At 40.8% G+C, this 18,762-nt stretch carries 18 protein-coding genes and 3 pseudogenes; 20 read left to right on the top strand and 1 reads right to left on the bottom strand.

Annotated features, from left to right (window positions below; genetic code table 11):
- Nucleotides 1–59 precede the first annotated feature (59 nt).
- From glyA to MFLO_RS05510, 20 genes and pseudogenes are all read left to right on the top strand, one after another.
- Nucleotides 60–1,302: pseudogene (gene glyA, locus MFLO_RS05605) on the top strand (serine hydroxymethyltransferase).
- 142 nt (nt 1,303–1,444) lie between these two features.
- A pseudogene (gene upp / locus MFLO_RS05600) lies at nt 1,445–2,076 on the top strand (uracil phosphoribosyltransferase).
- Nucleotides 2,077–2,090: 14 nt separating this feature from the next.
- On the top strand, nt 2,091–3,233 hold the full coding sequence (gene wecB / locus MFLO_RS05595) for a non-hydrolyzing UDP-N-acetylglucosamine 2-epimerase (RefSeq protein ID WP_036096941.1): 1,143 nt from the start codon (nt 2,091–2,093) through the stop codon (nt 3,231–3,233).
- 769 nt (nt 3,234–4,002) lie between these two features.
- Nucleotides 4,003–4,401, top strand: a complete 399-nt coding sequence (locus MFLO_RS05590; protein ID WP_036096939.1) for an ATP synthase subunit I — start codon at nt 4,003–4,005, stop codon at nt 4,399–4,401.
- Nucleotides 4,402–4,407: 6 nt separating this feature from the next.
- A complete protein-coding gene (atpB, locus tag MFLO_RS05585; RefSeq protein ID WP_036096937.1) occupies nt 4,408–5,124 on the top strand; it encodes a F0F1 ATP synthase subunit A in 717 nt (238 codons plus the stop codon).
- A gap of 48 nt (nt 5,125–5,172) precedes the next feature.
- Nucleotides 5,173–5,391: a F0F1 ATP synthase subunit C gene (gene atpE / locus MFLO_RS05580; protein WP_003723467.1), complete on the top strand. Its 219-nt coding sequence runs from the start codon at nt 5,173–5,175 to the stop codon at nt 5,389–5,391.
- A gap of 102 nt (nt 5,392–5,493) precedes the next feature.
- Nucleotides 5,494–6,006 (top strand): F0F1 ATP synthase subunit B, encoded by a 513-nt coding sequence (atpF, locus tag MFLO_RS05575; protein ID WP_036096934.1) that lies wholly within the window; start codon nt 5,494–5,496, stop codon nt 6,004–6,006.
- Nucleotides 6,003–6,542 carry a F0F1 ATP synthase subunit delta gene (locus MFLO_RS05570; RefSeq protein ID WP_036096932.1) on the top strand — a complete coding sequence of 180 codons (540 nt, stop codon included), beginning with the start codon at nt 6,003–6,005 and terminating at the stop codon, nt 6,540–6,542. Before atpF ends, MFLO_RS05570 begins: the two co-directional genes overlap by 4 nt.
- A gap of 26 nt (nt 6,543–6,568) precedes the next feature.
- Nucleotides 6,569–8,083, top strand: a complete 1,515-nt coding sequence (atpA, locus tag MFLO_RS05565; RefSeq protein WP_036096930.1) for a F0F1 ATP synthase subunit alpha — start codon at nt 6,569–6,571, stop codon at nt 8,081–8,083.
- A gap of 42 nt (nt 8,084–8,125) precedes the next feature.
- On the top strand, nt 8,126–8,998 hold the full coding sequence (locus MFLO_RS05560) for a F0F1 ATP synthase subunit gamma (protein ID WP_036096928.1): 873 nt from the start codon (nt 8,126–8,128) through the stop codon (nt 8,996–8,998).
- 72 nt (nt 8,999–9,070) lie between these two features.
- Nucleotides 9,071–10,492: a F0F1 ATP synthase subunit beta gene (atpD, locus tag MFLO_RS05555; RefSeq protein WP_036096927.1), complete on the top strand. Its 1,422-nt coding sequence runs from the start codon at nt 9,071–9,073 to the stop codon at nt 10,490–10,492.
- Nucleotides 10,493–10,513: 21 nt separating this feature from the next.
- Nucleotides 10,514–10,915 carry a F0F1 ATP synthase subunit epsilon gene (locus tag MFLO_RS05550; RefSeq protein ID WP_036096926.1) on the top strand — a complete coding sequence of 134 codons (402 nt, stop codon included), beginning with the start codon at nt 10,514–10,516 and terminating at the stop codon, nt 10,913–10,915.
- A gap of 117 nt (nt 10,916–11,032) precedes the next feature.
- Nucleotides 11,033–11,269, top strand: a complete 237-nt coding sequence (locus tag MFLO_RS05545) for a DUF1146 family protein (RefSeq protein ID WP_036096925.1) — start codon at nt 11,033–11,035, stop codon at nt 11,267–11,269.
- Nucleotides 11,270–11,473: 204 nt separating this feature from the next.
- A complete protein-coding gene (gene murA, locus MFLO_RS05540; RefSeq protein ID WP_036096924.1) occupies nt 11,474–12,775 on the top strand; it encodes a UDP-N-acetylglucosamine 1-carboxyvinyltransferase in 1,302 nt (433 codons plus the stop codon).
- Nucleotides 12,776–12,924: 149 nt separating this feature from the next.
- Nucleotides 12,925–13,920 (top strand): rod shape-determining protein MreB, encoded by a 996-nt coding sequence (gene mreB / locus MFLO_RS05535; protein ID WP_036096923.1) that lies wholly within the window; start codon nt 12,925–12,927, stop codon nt 13,918–13,920.
- A gap of 26 nt (nt 13,921–13,946) precedes the next feature.
- Nucleotides 13,947–14,378, top strand: a complete 432-nt coding sequence (gene fabZ, locus MFLO_RS05530) for a 3-hydroxyacyl-ACP dehydratase FabZ (RefSeq protein ID WP_036096991.1) — start codon at nt 13,947–13,949, stop codon at nt 14,376–14,378.
- 233 nt (nt 14,379–14,611) lie between these two features.
- Nucleotides 14,612–14,992, top strand: coding sequence for a single-stranded DNA-binding protein (locus MFLO_RS05525; protein WP_036096922.1), 381 nt, complete (start codon nt 14,612–14,614; stop codon nt 14,990–14,992).
- A 123-nt stretch (nt 14,993–15,115) separates the two neighbouring features.
- Complete coding sequence (locus MFLO_RS05520) at nt 15,116–15,850, top strand: WecB/TagA/CpsF family glycosyltransferase (RefSeq protein WP_036096921.1); 735 nt, start codon at nt 15,116–15,118, stop codon at nt 15,848–15,850.
- 12 nt (nt 15,851–15,862) lie between these two features.
- The gene (menC, locus tag MFLO_RS05515; protein ID WP_036096919.1) at nt 15,863–16,975 is read left to right on the top strand and encodes an o-succinylbenzoate synthase; all 1,113 of its coding nucleotides are present in this window, start codon (nt 15,863–15,865) and stop codon (nt 16,973–16,975) included.
- Nucleotides 16,975–18,047, top strand: a pseudogene (locus tag MFLO_RS05510) (glycosyltransferase family 4 protein). Before menC ends, MFLO_RS05510 begins: the two are co-directional and overlap by 1 nt.
- Nucleotides 18,048–18,072: 25 nt before the next feature.
- Here MFLO_RS05510 and MFLO_RS05505 read toward each other — a convergent pair.
- Nucleotides 18,073–18,762 (bottom strand): transposase (locus MFLO_RS05505; protein WP_036096917.1); only part of this gene is annotated, 690 nt, incomplete at its 5' end.

Genomic DNA, 18,762 nt, shown 5'->3' with positions numbered 1-18,762 from the left:
AACTTAAATACATACTACTAGCTATTTGCGCAAAATAAAAAAGATGGGGGTTCGGTGAAGTGGTTTATCTACAAAAAAAGGATACTGAAGTTTTTGATGCTGTTAATTTGGAACTTGGAAGACAAAGAAACAATATTGAACTCATTGCCTCGGAAAATTTTGTAAGTGAACAAGTTATGGCTGCAATGGGCTCCGTTCTCACAAACAAGTATGCGGAAGGCTATCCGGGAAGAAGATATTATGGCGGATGCGAATACGTAGATATTGTTGAGAATTTGGCACGAGATCGAGCGAAACAACTATTCCATGCAGAATTTGCCAATGTTCAGCCGCACTCAGGTGCACAAGCGAATATGGCGGTGTATCAAGCGGTACTTTCGCCAGGGGATACGGTTTTAGGGATGAACCTTGCACACGGCGGGCACTTGACGCACGGAAGCCCCGTGAATTTCAGCGGTTTGCTTTATAATTTTGTGGAGTACGGGGTAGATCCGGAATCAAAACAAATTGATTATGATAAGGTGCGTGAGCTAGCACTAGCAAACAAACCGAAACTGATTGTTGCAGGAGCAAGTGCTTATCCGCGCGCTATTGATTTTGCGAAGTTTCGCGAGATTGCAGATGATGTTGGAGCGATGCTCATGGTTGACATGGCACATATTGCTGGTCTTGTTGCAGCAGGTCTGCATCAAAATCCGGTTGAATATGCGGATTTTGTTACAACGACAACGCATAAGACATTACGCGGACCGCGCGGCGGGATGATTCTTGCTAAAGAAGAATATGGAATGAAGATTAATAAAGCGATTTTCCCTGGTATTCAAGGCGGACCGCTCATGCACATTATTGCTGCGAAGGCTGTGGCATTTGGTGAAGCTCTGCAACCTGAGTTTAAAACGTATGCAGCACAAATTATCAAGAATGCGAAGCAGCTCGCTGAAACGCTACAAGCGAATGGTGTAGATGTTTTGACGAATGGAACAGATAATCATTTGCTTCTCGTAGACTTGAAAAATTTAGGGATTACCGGAAAAGATGCGGAAGAAGCATTAGATTCAGTCGGCATTACGGTCAATAAAAATTCAATTCCATTTGAAACGGAAAGCCCGTTTGTAACAAGCGGTATCCGAGTTGGAACAGCGGCGATTACGACGCGCGGATTTGATGAAAAGGCCGTAGCTGAAGTGGGTGAATTGATTGCGAAAGTGCTGCACAATCTGAAAGACGAAGTAGTACTTAATGAAGTGAAAAAAAGGGGTTTCTGAGCTAACAAGCCAGTACCCGCTTTACAAAGATTTATAAAGCGCATAAGGGTGCTTAGTTTGGGCAGAACGATTTTCGTTCTGCCTTTTTTGCGAAAAAAACAGTTTGCAGTTGCACTCGTTTCTCGTTCTGATACAATAGGAAGAGAAAAAGTTCGATTGGAAAAGGAGCGGAACTAAAAATGTCAGAAGTACATGTAACGAGTCACCCACTAATACAACATAAATTAACCATTATTCGCGATAAAGAAACAGGAACAAAAGCGTTTCGTGAACTTGTCGATGAAGTCGCAACTTTGATGGCCTACGAAATCACGCGCGATATGGAGCTTGAAGAAACTGAGGTGGAAACACCCATTCAAAAAACGAAAGCAAAATCACTTGCTGGGAAAAAAGTTGGGGTTGTACCGATTTTGCGTGCCGGCCTTGGAATGGCAGACGGTATCTTGAAACTGATTCCAGCAGCAAAAGTAGGCCATGTCGGTCTTTACCGAGATCACGAAACACTTGAACCGGTAGAATATTTCGTTAAACTTCCTTCTGATGTGGAAGAAAGACTTTTCATTGTCGTTGATCCAATGCTTGCAACCGGCGGATCGGCAATTATGGCAATTGACTCGTTAAAAAAAACGCGGTGCGAAAAATAATGAAATTCATGTGCCTTGTAGCAGCTCCGGAAGGTGTTAAAGCTCTTCAAGAAGCGCATCCAGATGTTGATATTTACATCGCGGCGCTGGATGAAAAATTAAATGAAGACGGATATATCATTCCTGGCTTAGGCGACGCAGGGGATCGCTTATTCGGAACGAAATAAAGAGGATAGTGGCTATGAAAAAAATTAAAGTAATGAGCGTATTCGGGACGCGCCCTGAAGCAATTAAAATGGCGCCGCTCGTCAAAGCGCTTGAAAACAAACCGGAACAATTTGAATCCGTTGTAGTCGTGACGGCGCAGCATCGTGAAATGCTCGACCAAGTCATGGAAATTTTCGATATCAAGGCAGATTATGACTTTAATATTATGAAAGCAGGCCAAACACTTGCGGATATTACTTCGCGTGTGCTTACTGGACTTGTTGAAACGATCCGTGAAGTAAAACCAGATATTGTTCTCGTCCATGGCGATACAACGACAAGCTTTGCAGCTGGACTTGCTGCTTTTTATGAACAGACTGCGATCGGGCATGTGGAAGCAGGACTTCGGACATGGAATAAGTATTCGCCGTTCCCAGAAGAAATGAATCGTCAGCTAACAGGTGTCATGGCGGATTTGCATTTTGCACCGACAGAAACAGCTAAAGAAAATCTCTTAAATGAAAATAAAAACGCAGAATCGATTTTTGTAACAGGAAACACAGCAATTGATGCACTTAAAACGACGGTTCAAGAAAACTATGCACATCCGATCCTAGATAAACTCGGCGATCATCGTTTGATTTTGATGACAGCGCATAGACGCGAAAATCTCGGCGAACCCATGCAGGGAATGTTTGAAGGTGTGCGTGAAATTGTGGAACAACGGCCGGATGTGGAGCTGGTTTATCCAATGCATAAAAACCCAGCTGTGCGTGAAAAAGCACTCAAAATTTTAGGCGGGCACGACCGGATACACTTAATCGAACCGCTTGATGCGATTGATTTCCACAACTTCTTGAAAAAAGCCTATCTCGTCTTTACGGATTCCGGTGGTGTACAAGAAGAAGCGCCAGGGATGGGAGTGCCCGTCCTTGTCTTGCGTGACACAACTGAACGCCCTGAGGGGGTTGAGGCTGGCACGCTGAAACTGATTGGCACAAAAAAAGAAGCGCTGATCACAGAAGCCCTTCTTCTACTTGATGATAATTCTGAACATCAAAAGATGAGTCAAGCGAGTAATCCATACGGAGACGGTGAAGCTTCTGAACGAATCTTGGAAGCAATCTCGTATCATTTCAATGGAACCGAGCGCCCAATCGATTTTAAAACAAAATAAACCAAGCAGCTGTCTATTATGGACAGCTGTTTTTTTAATGAAAGCGTCTTATTGTTACAGATTTATTACATAAATGGATTTAACTAGTGCTTTTCTGTGACATGTGATAATATGTTCAATGTTATTTAATATAAAGAGCCCAAAAAACGAACTTTTCATAAAGCTGGAATGAAGTCCACTCAGCTGTTTTTGATTCTTGCTAGAAGTTTTGCCGACAAATTTGCTCATGCAGCCTGGAAGTTTCAGAACGGAGTTATGAATAAGTCCAGTTTTTTCCGTTCTTTTTCACTGGAAAAGAACTTTCGGTTTCATGATCTCTGAAATAGAAATGGAAGTCTTTTACTAGGTGTGAAAGGCTTTTTTCTTTTTTTATGGTTTGTGAAACGCTGTACTTGAGGACTACAGCAGAGGTTTTGTTCTTGTATCGGAGGTGTTGACTTAAGGCTATTCTGATGGCAGATTTTAGACAATCGGGATTTACAAAAAAGTAAATAAAAAAACAATCAAATGTTTTCTGAACGCCTGAAAAATATGATACTATAGGGGAGTAGGCGCTTATGAATTTGTGAAACGTTGTTGACTTTTATCTTTTTGCTGTTGTATGCTAAAGTGGACACATTGTTAAGGCTTTCATGTGTCATTAGGAAAAGGATCAAAGGCGCGAAATGTGCCGAATTTCACAAAGTTTTGACTGCTTGCTCCGAACAGGTTTGCGTTTTTCATTTATTTTGAATAAAAAACGCAGGAAAAACAGAAAGGACTGCACCGAATGTTAGAATCGCTAATAGGAATGTACCATCGTCATCAGAAGTATCTTGTCGTGTTTATTGGCTTTTGCCTTGTTGGCTGGTTTCTCACTCCATATGTACATATCTTCTTGGGACTGAAACTGGGACTCATCGTCGGCTGGTTCAATTACTGGCTTTTGATGAGGAGAACGCAAGCTATGACAAAGGCTCTTGCTGAAAATAAAAATTTTTACGGTATGGGAACAGTAGCGAGAATGGGAAGCGTTTTGCTTGCAACAATTATTGCAACGCAGATTCCTGAATACTTCCACATTTATAGTATGTTGCTCGGTCTTGGAGCTGCATATGCAGTTATCTTTTTAGATTTCTTATTCTATTCCTTATATCGGAGAAAAAAGTTAACAAAAAGAGAGGGGTGAACCAAATTGGAAGAAAACTTTCCCATAGTCCATTTTCTAGGATTGGATTTTAATCTTTCAAACTTGCTGATGATTACCATCACGTGCATAATCGTCCTCGCAATCGCGATTATCTGTACGCGCAACTTGAAACGCCGTCCAACTGGAAAACAAAATTTCATTGAATGGGTAATGGATTTCGTTCGCGGAATTATCGGTAGCAATATGGACTGGAAAACTGGTGGAAGATTTCATGTCTTAGGGATTACGCTTATAATGTTCATCTTCGTAGCGAATATGCTAGGTGTTGTTACATCTGTTGCTATTCACGATGAAGTATGGTGGCGTTCACCCACAGCTGATCCGATCGTAACGTTGACACTTGCGATCATGGTCCTTGCGCTTACGCATTACTATGGGGTAAAAATGCGAGGATTTAAACACTATTTCATGGGTACGTACTTGAGTCCGATGAAATTCTTGTTCCCGCTAAAAATTGTAGAAGAGTTCGCAAACACGCTCACACTCGGCTTACGTCTTTACGGTAACATTTTTGCTGGTGAAGTACTTCTTTCGATCATCGCAACACAGCTTGCGCATATCAACATCTTCACGGGTGTACTTGCTATCATTCCAGCACTATTATGGCAAGGCTTCTCCGTCTTTATCGGAGCAATCCAAGCTTATATCTTTACGATGCTGACAATGGTTTATATGTCGCACAAAGTTAGTGATGAACATTAATTTATAAATTAAACAAACTAAACAGGAATTTTAAGGAGGATATTAATTATGTCTTTAGGTGTTATTGCAGCTGCAATCGCAGTAGGTTTAGGTGCACTAGGTGCAGGTATTGGTAACGGACTTATCGTTTCAAAAACAGTTGAAGGTGTTGCTCGTCAACCGGAAGCTCGTTCTATGCTACAAACAATCATGTTCATTGGTATCGGTTTAGTTGAAGCCCTTCCAATCATCGCTGTTGTTATCGCGTTCATGGTTCTTAATAAATAATTTTAGAGCCCAGATCGTGCAGAAGATCGGGGTTTTTCCCCGTTTCTTTGAAGAAATTTGTAAACAAGTTTTAGCGAATGTTTGGAAAGGAGTGAAACAGGCGTGTTACAACCACATTTAGTAGTAGGTTCTGCTTTTACAATAGGCGATAGCTTATTTACACTCTTTACTTTCGCGCTTTTATTAGTTATTATCCGTATTTTTGCATGGAAACCGCTAATGAACGTTATGAAAGAACGTGAAGAGCATATTGCTTCTGAAATTGATTCAGCAGAAGAAAGCCGTTCTCAAGCGGAAAAACTGCTTGAAGAACAGCGCGAAGTATTGAAACAAGCGCGGGTTGAATCGCAAACAATGATTGAAAATGCTAAGCAGCTTGGAGAAAAAGAACGCGAAGAAATTATCAAAGCAGCGCGTTCTGAATCGGAACGACTAAAAGAAGAAGCGAAAAACGAAATTGTCCGCGAAAAAGAAGAAGCTATTTCGGCTCTTCGCGAGCAAGTCGGCTCCTTATCTGTTTTGATTGCCTCTAAAGTTATCGAAAAAAATCTGGATGAAAAAGCACAGAACGACATCATCCAAGATTATATCGAAAGGCTGGGCGATGACAAATGAGTAAAGATTTGGAAGTTGCAAGTCGCTACGCTACAGCCATTTTTCAAGTAGCTACTGAAAAGGATTTAATTGCGGAATTCGGTGAAGAATTTAGCGTGATTAAACAAGCTTTGGCAGAAAATCAAGATTTTGTAAAACTGCTTGAAAATCCAACACTTACGACTGAGCAAAAGAAAAATCTTGCTGGTGAGGTTTTTAAAGAAGCTAACGAAACGCTTCGAGATTTTATCTTTTTGCTGATTGATCGCGGACGTGAAGATTATTTGGCGACGATTGCCGATCTTTATGCGAAGCGTGTCAATGATCTGCACGGTATTGCTGAAGCAGAAGTTTATTCCGTGATCCCGCTTTCTGATCAGGAAAAAGCATCACTTTCTGCTGTTTTTGCAAAAAAACTGGGTAAAAAAGAACTTCGTATCCACAATCATGTTGACAAGTCCTTAATTGGCGGTGTTCGCGTGGTTATTGGAACCCAAATTTATGATGATAGTCTAAAAATGAAATTAAAGAACTTGGAACGGCAAATTAAAGCCTAGTTCCCGTTTTATGAGGGGTGAAATTGATGAGCATTAAGGCTGAAGAAATCAGCTCCATTATAAAGCAGCAGATCGAAAACTATCAAAGCGATTTAGAAGTAAGTGAAGTAGGTACGGTTACTTACATCGGTGATGGTATCGCGCGTGCTCATGGACTTGATAATGCAATGGCCGGAGAACTGCTTGAGTTCTCAAATGGTGTAATGGGTATGGCCCAAAACTTGGAAACAAATGATGTTGGTATCATCATTTTAGGCCCTTACACTGGTATTCGTGAAGGCGATGAAGTTCGCCGCACTGGAAAAATCATGGAGGTGCCAGTTGGCGAGGCCTTGATCGGACGTGTTGTTGATTCACTTGGACAACCTGTCGATGGTCTAGGTCCAATCGCAACAACTGGAACTCGGCCAATTGAGGCTGTTGCACCTGGTGTTATGCAGCGTCAATCGGTATCAGAACCGCTTCAAACAGGTATCAAAGCAATTGATGCTCTAGTTCCAATCGGACGCGGGCAACGTGAGCTGATTATTGGTGACCGTCAAACAGGTAAAACATCTGTTGCGATTGATACCATCTTGAATCAAGCTGACCAAGACATGATTTGTATTTATGTTGCAATCGGTCAAAAAGAATCTACAGTTCGTACTGCAGTTGAAACGCTCCGTAAACATGGTGCGCTTGACTATACAATTGTTGTAACAGCTGCGGCTTCCCAACCAGCACCGCTTCTATATCTTGCTCCATATGCTGGTGTTGCAATGGCAGAAGAATTCATGTATAACGGAAAGCATGTTTTGATTGTCTATGATGATTTATCAAAACAAGCAGCAGCTTATCGTGAACTTTCCTTGCTACTTCGTCGTCCGCCAGGTCGTGAAGCGTATCCAGGGGATGTTTTCTATCTGCATTCGCGTCTCTTAGAGCGTGCGGCTAAACTTAGTGATGCACTTGGCGGCGGTTCGATTACTGCGCTCCCGTTTGTTGAAACACAGGCAGGAGATATCTCAGCTTATATTCCGACGAATGTAATCTCGATTACGGATGGACAAATCTTCTTGCAATCTGATTTATTCTTCTCGGGTGTGCGTCCAGCAATTAATGCCGGCCTATCGGTATCTCGTGTTGGTGGGTCCGCGCAAATTAAAGCGATGAAAAAAGTTGCGGGGACACTTCGTCTTGATCTAGCTGCTTACCGCGAACTTGAATCATTCTCGCAGTTTGGTTCAGACTTAGATGCTGCAACACGTGCGAAGCTGGAACGCGGTAAGCGTACAGTAGAAGTGCTTAAACAAGATTTACACAAACCTTTAAAAGTAGAAAAACAAGTTCTGATTTTATATGCACTAATCCATAATTATCTAGATGATATTCCGGTTCATGACGTACTTCGTTTCGAGTCTGAGATGAATACATGGTTTGACCATAATCGTTCTGAGCTTTTGGAAGAAATCCGGACAACAAAATCGCTTCCTGATGAAGCTAAGCTGAATAGTGCGCTTGATGAATTTAAAAATACTTTCGTTCCAAGTGAAGAAAACTAATTCTTTCTAAAAGAACGGCAAGGATAAAGGTGGTGAAAATCTGTGGCATCTTTAATTGATATCAAACAACGAATCAATTCAACGAAAAAAACAAGTCAGATCACAAAAGCCATGCAAATGGTTTCCGCTTCAAAACTTGGACGTGCTGAAGCTAATGCTAGAGCATACTCGCCATATGTTTCGAAGATTCGTGATGTGGTTACTCATGTTGCTGCGACTGGTAACAGCTCGGATCATCCGATGCTTGTTTCCAGACCGGTGAAACGAACGGGTTACATTATCATTACCTCGGATACAGGTCTGGCGGGTTCGTATAATAGTTCTGTAATTAAAGAAGTCTATCAAGAAATCTCAACTCGACATAGTTCGAATGATGAATATGGGATTATCGCAATTGGACGAAACGCACGTGACTTCTTTAAGGCTCGTGGGATGAATATTGTCCTTGAAATTCAAGGAGTGTCTGATCATCCAGCTTTTGCCGAAATTAAAGACATTGCAAGCAATGCGGTACAAATGTTTGAAGACGGCGTTTATGATGAACTTTTTATCCATTATATTCACCATATCAATTCGATTTCGAGTGAGCTTAGACGTGAGCAACTTCTTCCGTTGACGGAGTTCCATGCCTCAGAGGATGAAGCCGAACAAGATTTGACCGTCTATGAGTTTGAACCGTCGGAGCAAGAAATTTTAGAAGTCTTGCTTCCACAATATGTAGAAAGCTTAATTTTTGGTGCGTTACTCGATGCCAAGGCTGCTGAACATGCTGCCAGAATGACAGCAATGCGAAGCGCGACAGATAACGCAACGGATTTAATTGATGACTTATCGCTTCAATATAACCGTGCTCGCCAAGCGGCGATCACGCAAGAAATTACCGAAATCGTTGGTGGTGTAGCCGCACTCGAATAGTTTTGACTATTTGAAATCGACTTTAGCCCGCACGACCCCGTAATGGGGAGGTAAGTGAGGAGGAATAATCGCATGACGAAAGGACGAGTAATCCAAGTAATGGGCCCAGTAGTCGATGTTAAATTTGAAGGCGGAGATTTGCCTGAAATTTATAATGCCCTAACTGTGGAATATCAAGCTCAGTCAGAAGAAAAAGCTACAAAAAGTCTTACCTTAGAAGTAGCGATTCAATTAGGTGATGATGTTGTTCGTACAATTGCGATGGCATCCACTGATGGTATACAAAGAGGTATGGACGTTGTCGATACAGGAAGTCCAATCACAGTTCCTGTTGGACAAGTGACATTAGGACGTGTATTTAATGTGCTTGGAGACACGATTGACTTGGATGAGCCAATTAGCGCTGATGTGAAGCGCAATCAAATTCACCGTTCAGCACCAACTTTTGATGAACTTTCAACTACAACGGAAATTCTTGAAACGGGAATTAAGGTTGTTGATTTGTTAGCTCCATATGTAAAAGGTGGTAAGATTGGTTTGTTCGGTGGTGCCGGTGTTGGTAAAACCGTACTTATTCAAGAATTGATCAATAATATTGCGCAAGAACACGGCGGTATTTCTGTTTTTGCGGGTGTTGGAGAACGTACACGTGAAGGTAATGACCTTTATTTTGAAATGAAAGACTCTGGCGTTATTGAGAAAACAGCCATGGTGTTTGGGCAAATGAATGAGCCGCCAGGTGCGCGTATGCGTGTAGCCTTAACAGGTCTCACAATTGCTGAATATTTCCGTGACGTAGAACATCAAGATGTTCTTTTGTTCATTGACAATATTTTCCGGTTTACTCAAGCCGGTTCAGAAGTGTCAGCGCTACTTGGACGTATGCCTTCAGCCGTTGGTTACCAGCCGACGCTTGCTACTGAAATGGGTCAGCTCCAAGAACGTATTACCTCTACAAATGTTGGTTCAGTTACATCGATTCAAGCGATTTATGTGCCAGCCGATGACTATACTGACCCTGCTCCAGCCACAACATTTGCGCATTTAGATGCAACAACAAACCTTGAGCGTAAATTAACGGAACAAGGGATTTATCCAGCGGTTGACCCGCTTGCTTCGACATCACGTGCTCTTTCGCCGGAAATTGTTGGAGAAGAGCATTATGAAATAGCAACTCAAGTTCAACAGCTGTTGCAACGCTATCGTGAACTTCAAGATATCATTGCTATCCTTGGGATGGATGAATTGTCTGATGATGACAAACAAGCAGTTGCACGTGCTCGTCGCGTTCAATTCTTCTTGTCGCAAAATTTCCATGTTGCAGAACAATTCACTGGGCAACCTGGATCGTATGTACCAGTCAAAGAAACAATCAAAGGCTTCAAAGACATCTTAGCTGGCAAATATGATCATATTCCAGAAGATACATTCCGTTCAGTTGGACGTATTGAAGAAGTTCTTGAAAAAGCTAAAAACCAAGGAATCGAAGTCTAATAAAAACAGGAGGGGATACGTATGAGTGAACTAAAAGTAAGTGTCGTTACTCCAGATGGACCTGTTTTTGAAGGCAAAGCAAATATGGTAATCGCTAGAACTAAAGCTGGTGAACTTGGTATCTTGCATGGACACGTGCCACTTGTAGCTCCGCTTAAAATTGATATTGTTCGTTTGAAACAAGATTCAGGTGAAGAGTGGATAGCTGTAAATGGAGGATTCATGGAAGTAAACGGTGAAGAAGTCAATATTTTAGCTGATACAGCTGAGCGTGAGCAAGATATTGATATTGATAGAGCTGAGCGCGCGAAACAACGTGCTGAGGATAGATTGAATGAAGCAAAAGAGCAAAAAGTGGATGCTGTTATGGCACAAGTTGCTCTGCAAAAAGCAATCAATCGAATTCATACGAAAAATCATTAAGTGAAGACCTTCAATCCGTGACGGATTGAAGGTTTTTTGTATGGAGACAATAAAATGTATTTTTACGCTTTTTTTTGGTAGAATATAAAAGGATGTTTAACTGGGAGAGTGAAGAACTTGTATAGTATCATTGCAGAGCAGCCAATGACGATTATTATTTCACATTTGGTATTCATTGTCATTACATTTTGGGCTCTACAAGCAATTAATTATGAAAAGCTTTTGCGAAAAAATCATGTTGTTCAAGCAAGACTGCTATTTGCGATTTTATCTATCGTCATTGGTTATCTGCTAAGCAGTTTTTTTATTGACTTTTTAGTAGTATTCAAACAACTTTTTCATGTTCCTTCATAAACATGTTTTAAATGATGGTTTTTAGTGAAAAATATAGAAATAAATCATATATAATGATTAAAGAAATACACAGTGGAAAAATAAAGTTGAATGTAGGGTTTAATGATGGTAAAATGATCAAGATGTATATGTATTTTGATGAATATTAACTAGTAAATGAGTAAAATAGATGATTAGAAGTAAGAGTAGTACGGAGGGATCGTTTTGGAAAAGATAATAGTACGTGGCGGAAAACAATTAAATGGTAGCGTGAAGGTTGAAGGAGCTAAAAATGCTGTTTTGCCTGTAATTGCTGCAACTCTTTTGGCAAGTAAAGGAAAAAGTGTTCTTAAAAATGTACCTAGTTTATCGGATGTTTATACCATTAACGAAGTACTTAAATATTTGCAAGCAGATGTGCAGTTTGAAAATGATGTTGTAACAGTTGATGCAACAGGAGAAATTTCTTCAGATGCGCCTTTTGAATATGTTCGTAAAATGCGTGCTTCGATTGTCGTTATGGGGCCGCTTCTAGCACGCACAGGTAATGCGCGTGTTGCACTCCCAGGTGGTTGTGCAATCGGTTCAAGACCAGTTGATCTGCATCTAAAAGGGTTTGAAGCAATGGGTGCGACTGTAAAAATTGAAAATGGCTATATTGAAGCGTCTGCTGATAAATTAAAAGGGGCTAAGATTTATTTAGATTTTCCAAGCGTAGGGGCTACACAAAATATCATGATGGCTGCCACTTTAGCTGAAGGAACAACTGTCATTGAAAATGTAGCTAGAGAACCTGAAATTGTTGATCTCGCTAATTTCTTGAATCAAATGGGAGCTCGTGTAATTGGTGCAGGAACTGAAGTTATTCGCATTGAAGGTGTAAACGAGTTAACCGCAACGGAACACTCGATCATTCCTGACCGGATTGAAGCAGGAACGTTCATGATTGCAGCAGCAATTACTGGTGGTAACGTTCTTGTTGAAGATGCCGTGCCAGAACACATTAGCTCTCTCATTGCTAAACTTGAAGAAATGGGTGTACAAATTATCGAAGAACAAAATGGCCTCCGTGTTATTGGTCCTGAAAAATTGAAACCTGTTGATGTGAAGACAATGCCACATCCTGGATTTCCTACTGATATGCAGTCGCAAATGATGGTTATTCAAATGCTTAGCGAAGGTACAAGCGTGATGACTGAAACAGTATTTGAGAATCGCTTTATGCATGTTGAAGAAATGCGCCGAATGAATGCGGATATGAAAATTGAAGGACATTCTGTCATTATCAACGGTCCAGCTAAACTCCAAGGAGCTGAAGTTGCGGCAACAGATTTACGCGCAGCTGCAGCGCTTATTTTGGCAGGTCTTAAAGCAGAAGGATACACTCAAGTTACGGAACTTCAATTTTTAGACCGCGGTTATACAGATTTTCATCTGAAATTAAGAGCTCTTGGTGCGGATATCGAACGTGTTGACGATGAAGTAGTGAAGGAAAAAGGTTTAGAATCTGTATTTGAAATGAAATAAACTTCAAAGATATGAGAGTCCTGGATAGGGGGCTCTTTTTTTGTTTGGTAAAAATTGTGAAGAAAAGCATTTCAGCGATGCTCAAATTGTGCTATAATTCAAAATGAGATGTGAAGAGAGTGTGAAACAACAAAGAAAGGGGAATCATTTTGGCTAAAGATGTAGGGATCGATTTAGGAACAGCAAATGTTTTAATTCATGTTAAAGGACAGGGAATAGTAATCAATGAGCCTTCTGTTGTAGCAATTAATAATAAAACTGGACAGGTTCTAGCTGTTGGAGAAGAAGCATACAACATGGTTGGAAGAACACCAGGAGATATTACAGCAATCAAACCAATGAAGGACGGTGTCATTGCTGATTTTGATATGGTTCAAGAAATGCTTCATTTTTTCTTGCAAAAGCTAAATTTGAAAACTTTCTTTTCACGACCGCGTATTTTAATTTGTTGTCCAACAAATATTACTTCAGTTGAACAAAAAGCCATTCGTGAAGTGGCTGAGAAAAGCGGTGGCAAGCAAATCTATTTAGAAGAAGAACCAAAAGTAGCTGCAATTGGCGCAGGAATGGAAATTTTTGAGCCGAGCGGCAATATGGTCATTGATATTGGCGGAGGAACCGCGGATATTGCTGTTTTATCAATGGGCGAAATTGTAACCAGTCAATCTGTGAAAGTTGCTGGGAATCAGTGGGATCAAGATATTTTGCAATACATAAAACGGAAATATAATCTACTAATCGGAGAACGTACATCTGAAACTCTGAAAATGACGATAGGAACTGCTCTATCAGGATTGAAAAATGAGACGATGGAAATTCGTGGGCGAGATTTAGTGAGTGGTTTGCCAAAAACCATCACAGTTTCAAGCGATGAAATCGAAGAAGCGTTACGCGAATCACTAAGCAATATTGTACATTCTGCTAGGCAAGTTCTTGAGAAAACACCACCCGAACTTTCAGCTGATATTATTGATCGTGGTATCATCATGACCGGTGGCGGGTCACTTCTGTTTGGGTTGTCTGATTTGATGGCCGAACAGCTTAAAGTGCCAGTCTTAATCACGGAACGTCCGCTCGATGTTGTGGCGCTTGGAACAGGTGTTTTATTGGAATCGCTAGGTAAGAAAAAACGCAGATGGCTTTAAATTTGACTGAGAAAGAGGGATTGAATTTGTTAGACATTAAACAGATTAAAGAACTTTTGCCGCATCGTTATCCGTTTTTGCTAGTTGATCGTGTTATCGAACTCGAAGAAGGAAAACGAGTGGTAGCGATTAAAAACGTATCGGCAAATGAACCGTTCTTCAACGGGCATTTTCCAGAATATCCTGTTATGCCGGGGGTTTTGGTTGTCGAAGCTCTGGCGCAAACATGCGGAATTGCAGTTATTCAAGATCCAGCTAACAAAGGCAAAATCGGCTTGTTTGCCGGAATTGATAAGTGTCGCTTTAAAAGACAAGTAGTTCCTGGTGATCAGCTTCGCCTCGAAGCAGAAATCACACGTCTACGCGGTGCGATTGCAAAAGCCAATGTAAAAGCAACTGTTGAGGATGAAATCGTATGTGAAGCCGAAATTATGGTTGCGCTTAGTGAAGTTGAATAAAGCAAAAGCCTGGTTCTTCGGAATCGGGTTTTTTTAGTTTAACATAGTATGTGAAATAGTAAAGAAGCTAAAAAAGAGTTTTTCAAGAATTAAAGGGTATAAACAGAAATTTTACTTGTGGAATTCGGCTAGTTTTAAGCTTAATAGTCATTGGAAAATTGATTTTGCTATTTTTACAAAAAAGTAAAAAGACGGTAAGCTTAACCTCTATATTTAGAAAAGAGGTGCCAAGTATGATTAACCAAGTGACACTTGTAGGAAGACTAACAAAAGATCCTGTACTGCAGCAAACAGCTGATGAGAAAAATGTTTTAAACTTTACGCTGGCTCTAAACCGTTTTGGAAGGGCAAAAAGACACGAACAAGATGCTGACTTTATTCCTTGTGTTGTGTGGGGAAAGCGAGCCGAAGAAATGGTGCAGTATTGCGGAAAGGGAACAATGATTGGAATAGCCGGTGAACTTCAGACGCGAAGCTATCTGAATAAAGAAGAGAAACGGATATATGTATTGGAAGTTCTTGCACGGAGAGTTCGCTATCTGAGCTCCAATAAAAAAGGCGAAGAACAAACCTATGCTCTTGGAGATGTTCAGAATACTAATCCAGTTGAATAAGTAATCTTGCTGCAGATAATGTTGTTTATTGTCTGCAGTTTTTATTTATCTTCCAGGAAATAGAATAGGAAGCGCATCGTTTTTATGATAAACTAATTTATATAGATTATTTAGGAGCTTGTTATGGAAAATAAAACAGTAGACATTTTAGACATTCCGTTTTATCGTACAACTCAAGAGAGATTCATTGACGAATTGTTAAGAGATGCAGAAAATGAATATAGACGTTTTGTAGTGACAGCCAATCCAGAAATTGTAATGAGTGCTAAAAATGATATTGAGTTTAAAAAAGTTGTTCAGCAAGCAGATTATATTACTGCTGATGGTATTGGAATTATAATGGCGGCTGAAAAACTTGGTTTGCCTTTATCAGAACGTGTCACAGGTTTTGATACAATGATAGGAATTCTAAAGCAAGCGGCTGACAAGAAAATGAAGATTTTCTTTTTGGGAGCAAAGCCGGAGGTAAGTAAAGCACTTCCTGTGATGCTAAGTAAAAATTATCCGGAGCTTGAGGTTGTTGGATGTAGACATGGCTATTTTACTGAAGAAGAGAATGAAGCCATTGTAGCAGAAATTCAAGCAGGTGAACCGGATTTTATTTTTGTAGCGCTAGGTTCCCCAACGCAAGAAAAATGGATCGAATCTCATTTGTCTGCTTTTTCCAAGGGTATTTTTATGGGAGTCGGTGGTTCTTTTGATATTTTATCAGGTACTGTGAAGCGGGCGCCGAAAATTATGATTAAGCTACGCTTGGAATGGTTGTACCGAATTGCAACGAACCCATCCAGGTGGCGTCGCTTTCTAGCGCTTCCGCGTTTTTTTGCGTGCTGTGAGTCACGAAAAAAAGCAGCGTGAAAGTGTGAGTCGATGAAACTAAGAAAAGCCTGTCTCTACAAAGTCCATCTGCCGCTTGTTACACCATTTCGCACGAGTTATGGACTTACTCTTGAAAAAAGCTTTTATTTGTTAGAGCTTTATGATGAAAAAGGAAATGTTGGATACGGAGAACTTGAAGCTTTTCCTTTACCTGAGTATACGGAAGAAACACTTGAAGGGGCAAAATTAATTTTAACTTCGCTTTTATTGAATGAAGCGCAAGGACAGAATTTTTCTGCACCAGAAGAAGTGAGTGAGTATTTCAGATGGATTAAAGGGAATGAAATGGCGAAAGCGATGTTTGAATCAGCTTGTTATGATTTGTTCGCTAAAAGAGAAGGTGTGAGCCTTGCGAAGCTTCTCGGAGCAGAAAATGATGAGGTAGCCGTTGGTGTGAGCATTGGAATTCAGAACAGTGAAGCGGACTTGTTAAGCGCGGTAGCTGATTTCGTTGAAGAAGGCTATTCACGCGTCAAAATGAAAATTAAACCGGGGCAGGATTTAAGCTATCTGGCGGCTGTTCGAGAACAGTTTCCCAATCTTGTGTTGTTTGCAGATGCAAACTCCGCATATACAGAGGCTGAATTTGATATCCTTCTTAAAATGGATCATTTTGATCTTGCTATGATTGAGCAACCGTTTGGGACGCGTGATTTTCTGCTGCATGCGAAGTTGCAGCAAAAAATACGAACTCCAATTTGTCTAGATGAAAATATCCGCGAATTAGGAGATGTACAGCAAGCCTATGCATTTGGGAGCTGCCAGGCTGTAAATTTAAAAATGGCGCGTGTGGGTGGATTTCATGAAGCACTTCGAATCGCTGAGTTTTGTGAGAAGCATCAAATGACCGTTTGGTGCGGAGGTATGCTTGAAGCTGGCGTAGGTCGGGCGCATAATCTTGCTCTTGCGGCGCGCAAGGAGTTTAAATTTCCAGGGGATATTTCTGCTACGAAACGATACTTTAAAGAAGATATTATAAAAAAAGATTTTGAACTTGTAAATGGTAAGATTCATGTACCTCAAGGGGTAGGGATTGGTGTTGAGATTGATTATAAAGCGCTGAAACGTTTTACGAAATCTACTGAGACCATTCTGCTAGATTAATGAACGGAGCTGAAGTGAGTTTGTACATTTGGGTTATTTTAGCATTTATTATAGGCGTTATTCTTATTTCGATCGTACGCCGTTTTGCCACATTTATTGGGGCTGTCGATGCACCGCGTGAGCGCCATAATCATAAGAGAACCACGCCCACTCTTGGCGGACTTGCTAATTTTTATTAGCTTTTCGATCGTTTTTTTTTCTAGCGCCAATTGATCGAACCGGCTTTTTGCCAGTATACGTGGGTGCTACTATTGTTGTAATAACTGGAGTAATTGATGATATCATTGAACTTTCTCCTAAGTTAAAATTGCTTGGGCAAGTATTGGCTGCTTTATGTGTCACTGTTTGGGGAAATGTTGTGATTGAGTTTATCAATGTGCCATTTTACGGTCCTTTCGAGTTTGGGTGGTTTTCAATTCCTATATCCATTATTTGGATTATAGCGATCATTAATGCGTTGAATTTGATAGATGGTTTGGATGGCCTTGCTGGTGGGATTTCGATCATTGCTTTGATGACTATTGCTGGAATGGCCCTGCTTTTGAAAGACATGTTTGTAGCTCCCGTGGCCATCATTTTAGTGGCGGCTGTGTTTGCTTTTCTGGTGTTTAACTTTCCGCCAGCTTCTATTTTTATGGGGGATACTGGTGCGCTCTTTTTAGGATATATGATAGCTGTACTTTCATTAATGGGCTTCAAGAATGTAACATTCATCTCGCTTCTTGTCCCTCTGATTATTTTAGGCGTACCTGTTTCAGATACTTTTTTTGCCATCATACGGCGGATGAAGAAAAAGATGCCAATTTCTTCGGCAGACCGCTCGCATATACATCACCGTTTGATGGCGCTTGGGTTTACTGAAAGGCAAACTGTTTTGCTTATTTATTCAATGGCTTTGCTATTTTCTTTAACGGCCTTTGTGTTTTCAGTTTCGACAACATGGGGTTCTGTTATCTTACTGCTGTTAATGCTAGTTTGTATTGAGGTCATAGTCGAGTTTATTGGGCTGGTTGGCGATGATTATCGACCAATTTTAAACGTACTACAAAAGATTCATCGAAAACGCAAATAAAAAAAACGCACCGTTCACCGGTGCGTCAGACTGTTGAAAAACGACAATTCCAAAATGAAAAAAAGACGGGATTGTCGTTTTTAGCTCTCAGAATGAAAAAACTCGAAGAAGAACAAGACTTCTTCCACGTCCATAAAGCCAGTTTTTTCAGGTTCATGGCAGTATAAGTAAGCGTGGCTTGCAGTGTGACTTTCGCTAATCCGCGATACGTCGCATAACGCATACCATGCTTTTCTTTTGCATCGGCAAAACATCGTTCAATCGTTTCTTTTCGCTTTTTATAGAACGCCTTGTGGCGTTCTGTATGGCGTAAGTCCTCCGATCGTTCAAGGTCAGCTTCCCATAGGTGGCGAGTCAAACTCTTTTCATAGACTCGGCTTTCCGTACATTCTGTGCGAAGTGTACATCCTTCACAAAGGGTTGGGTTGGATTTATAGAGGTAGTAACCCTCTCGGTTGAGACGGACATAGGACAAAAGGTGATTATTCGGACAATGAAACGCATTTAACCACGCGTCATACATAAAATCCCGTTTCGTGAAAAAGCCTTCTTTTCCTCGAGGCCGGGTATAAGGAAGCACCGCTTCCATCTGATTTCCCCACAGATAATGGGCAATCGCTGGCGTCTTGTAACCTGCATCCATTACCACCACTTCGGGTAGGTATTTTTGACGAAGTTTTTCCATTAAAGGGATGAGTACTTGGCTATCGTGAAT

It is taken from the genome of Listeria floridensis FSL S10-1187 (genome assembly GCF_000525875.1).
Classification (GTDB): Bacteria; Bacillota; Bacilli; order Lactobacillales; family Listeriaceae; genus Listeria; species Listeria floridensis.
Note: the sequence above shows the minus strand (reverse complement) of the source record. Positions and strands in the feature narration are given on the sequence as shown.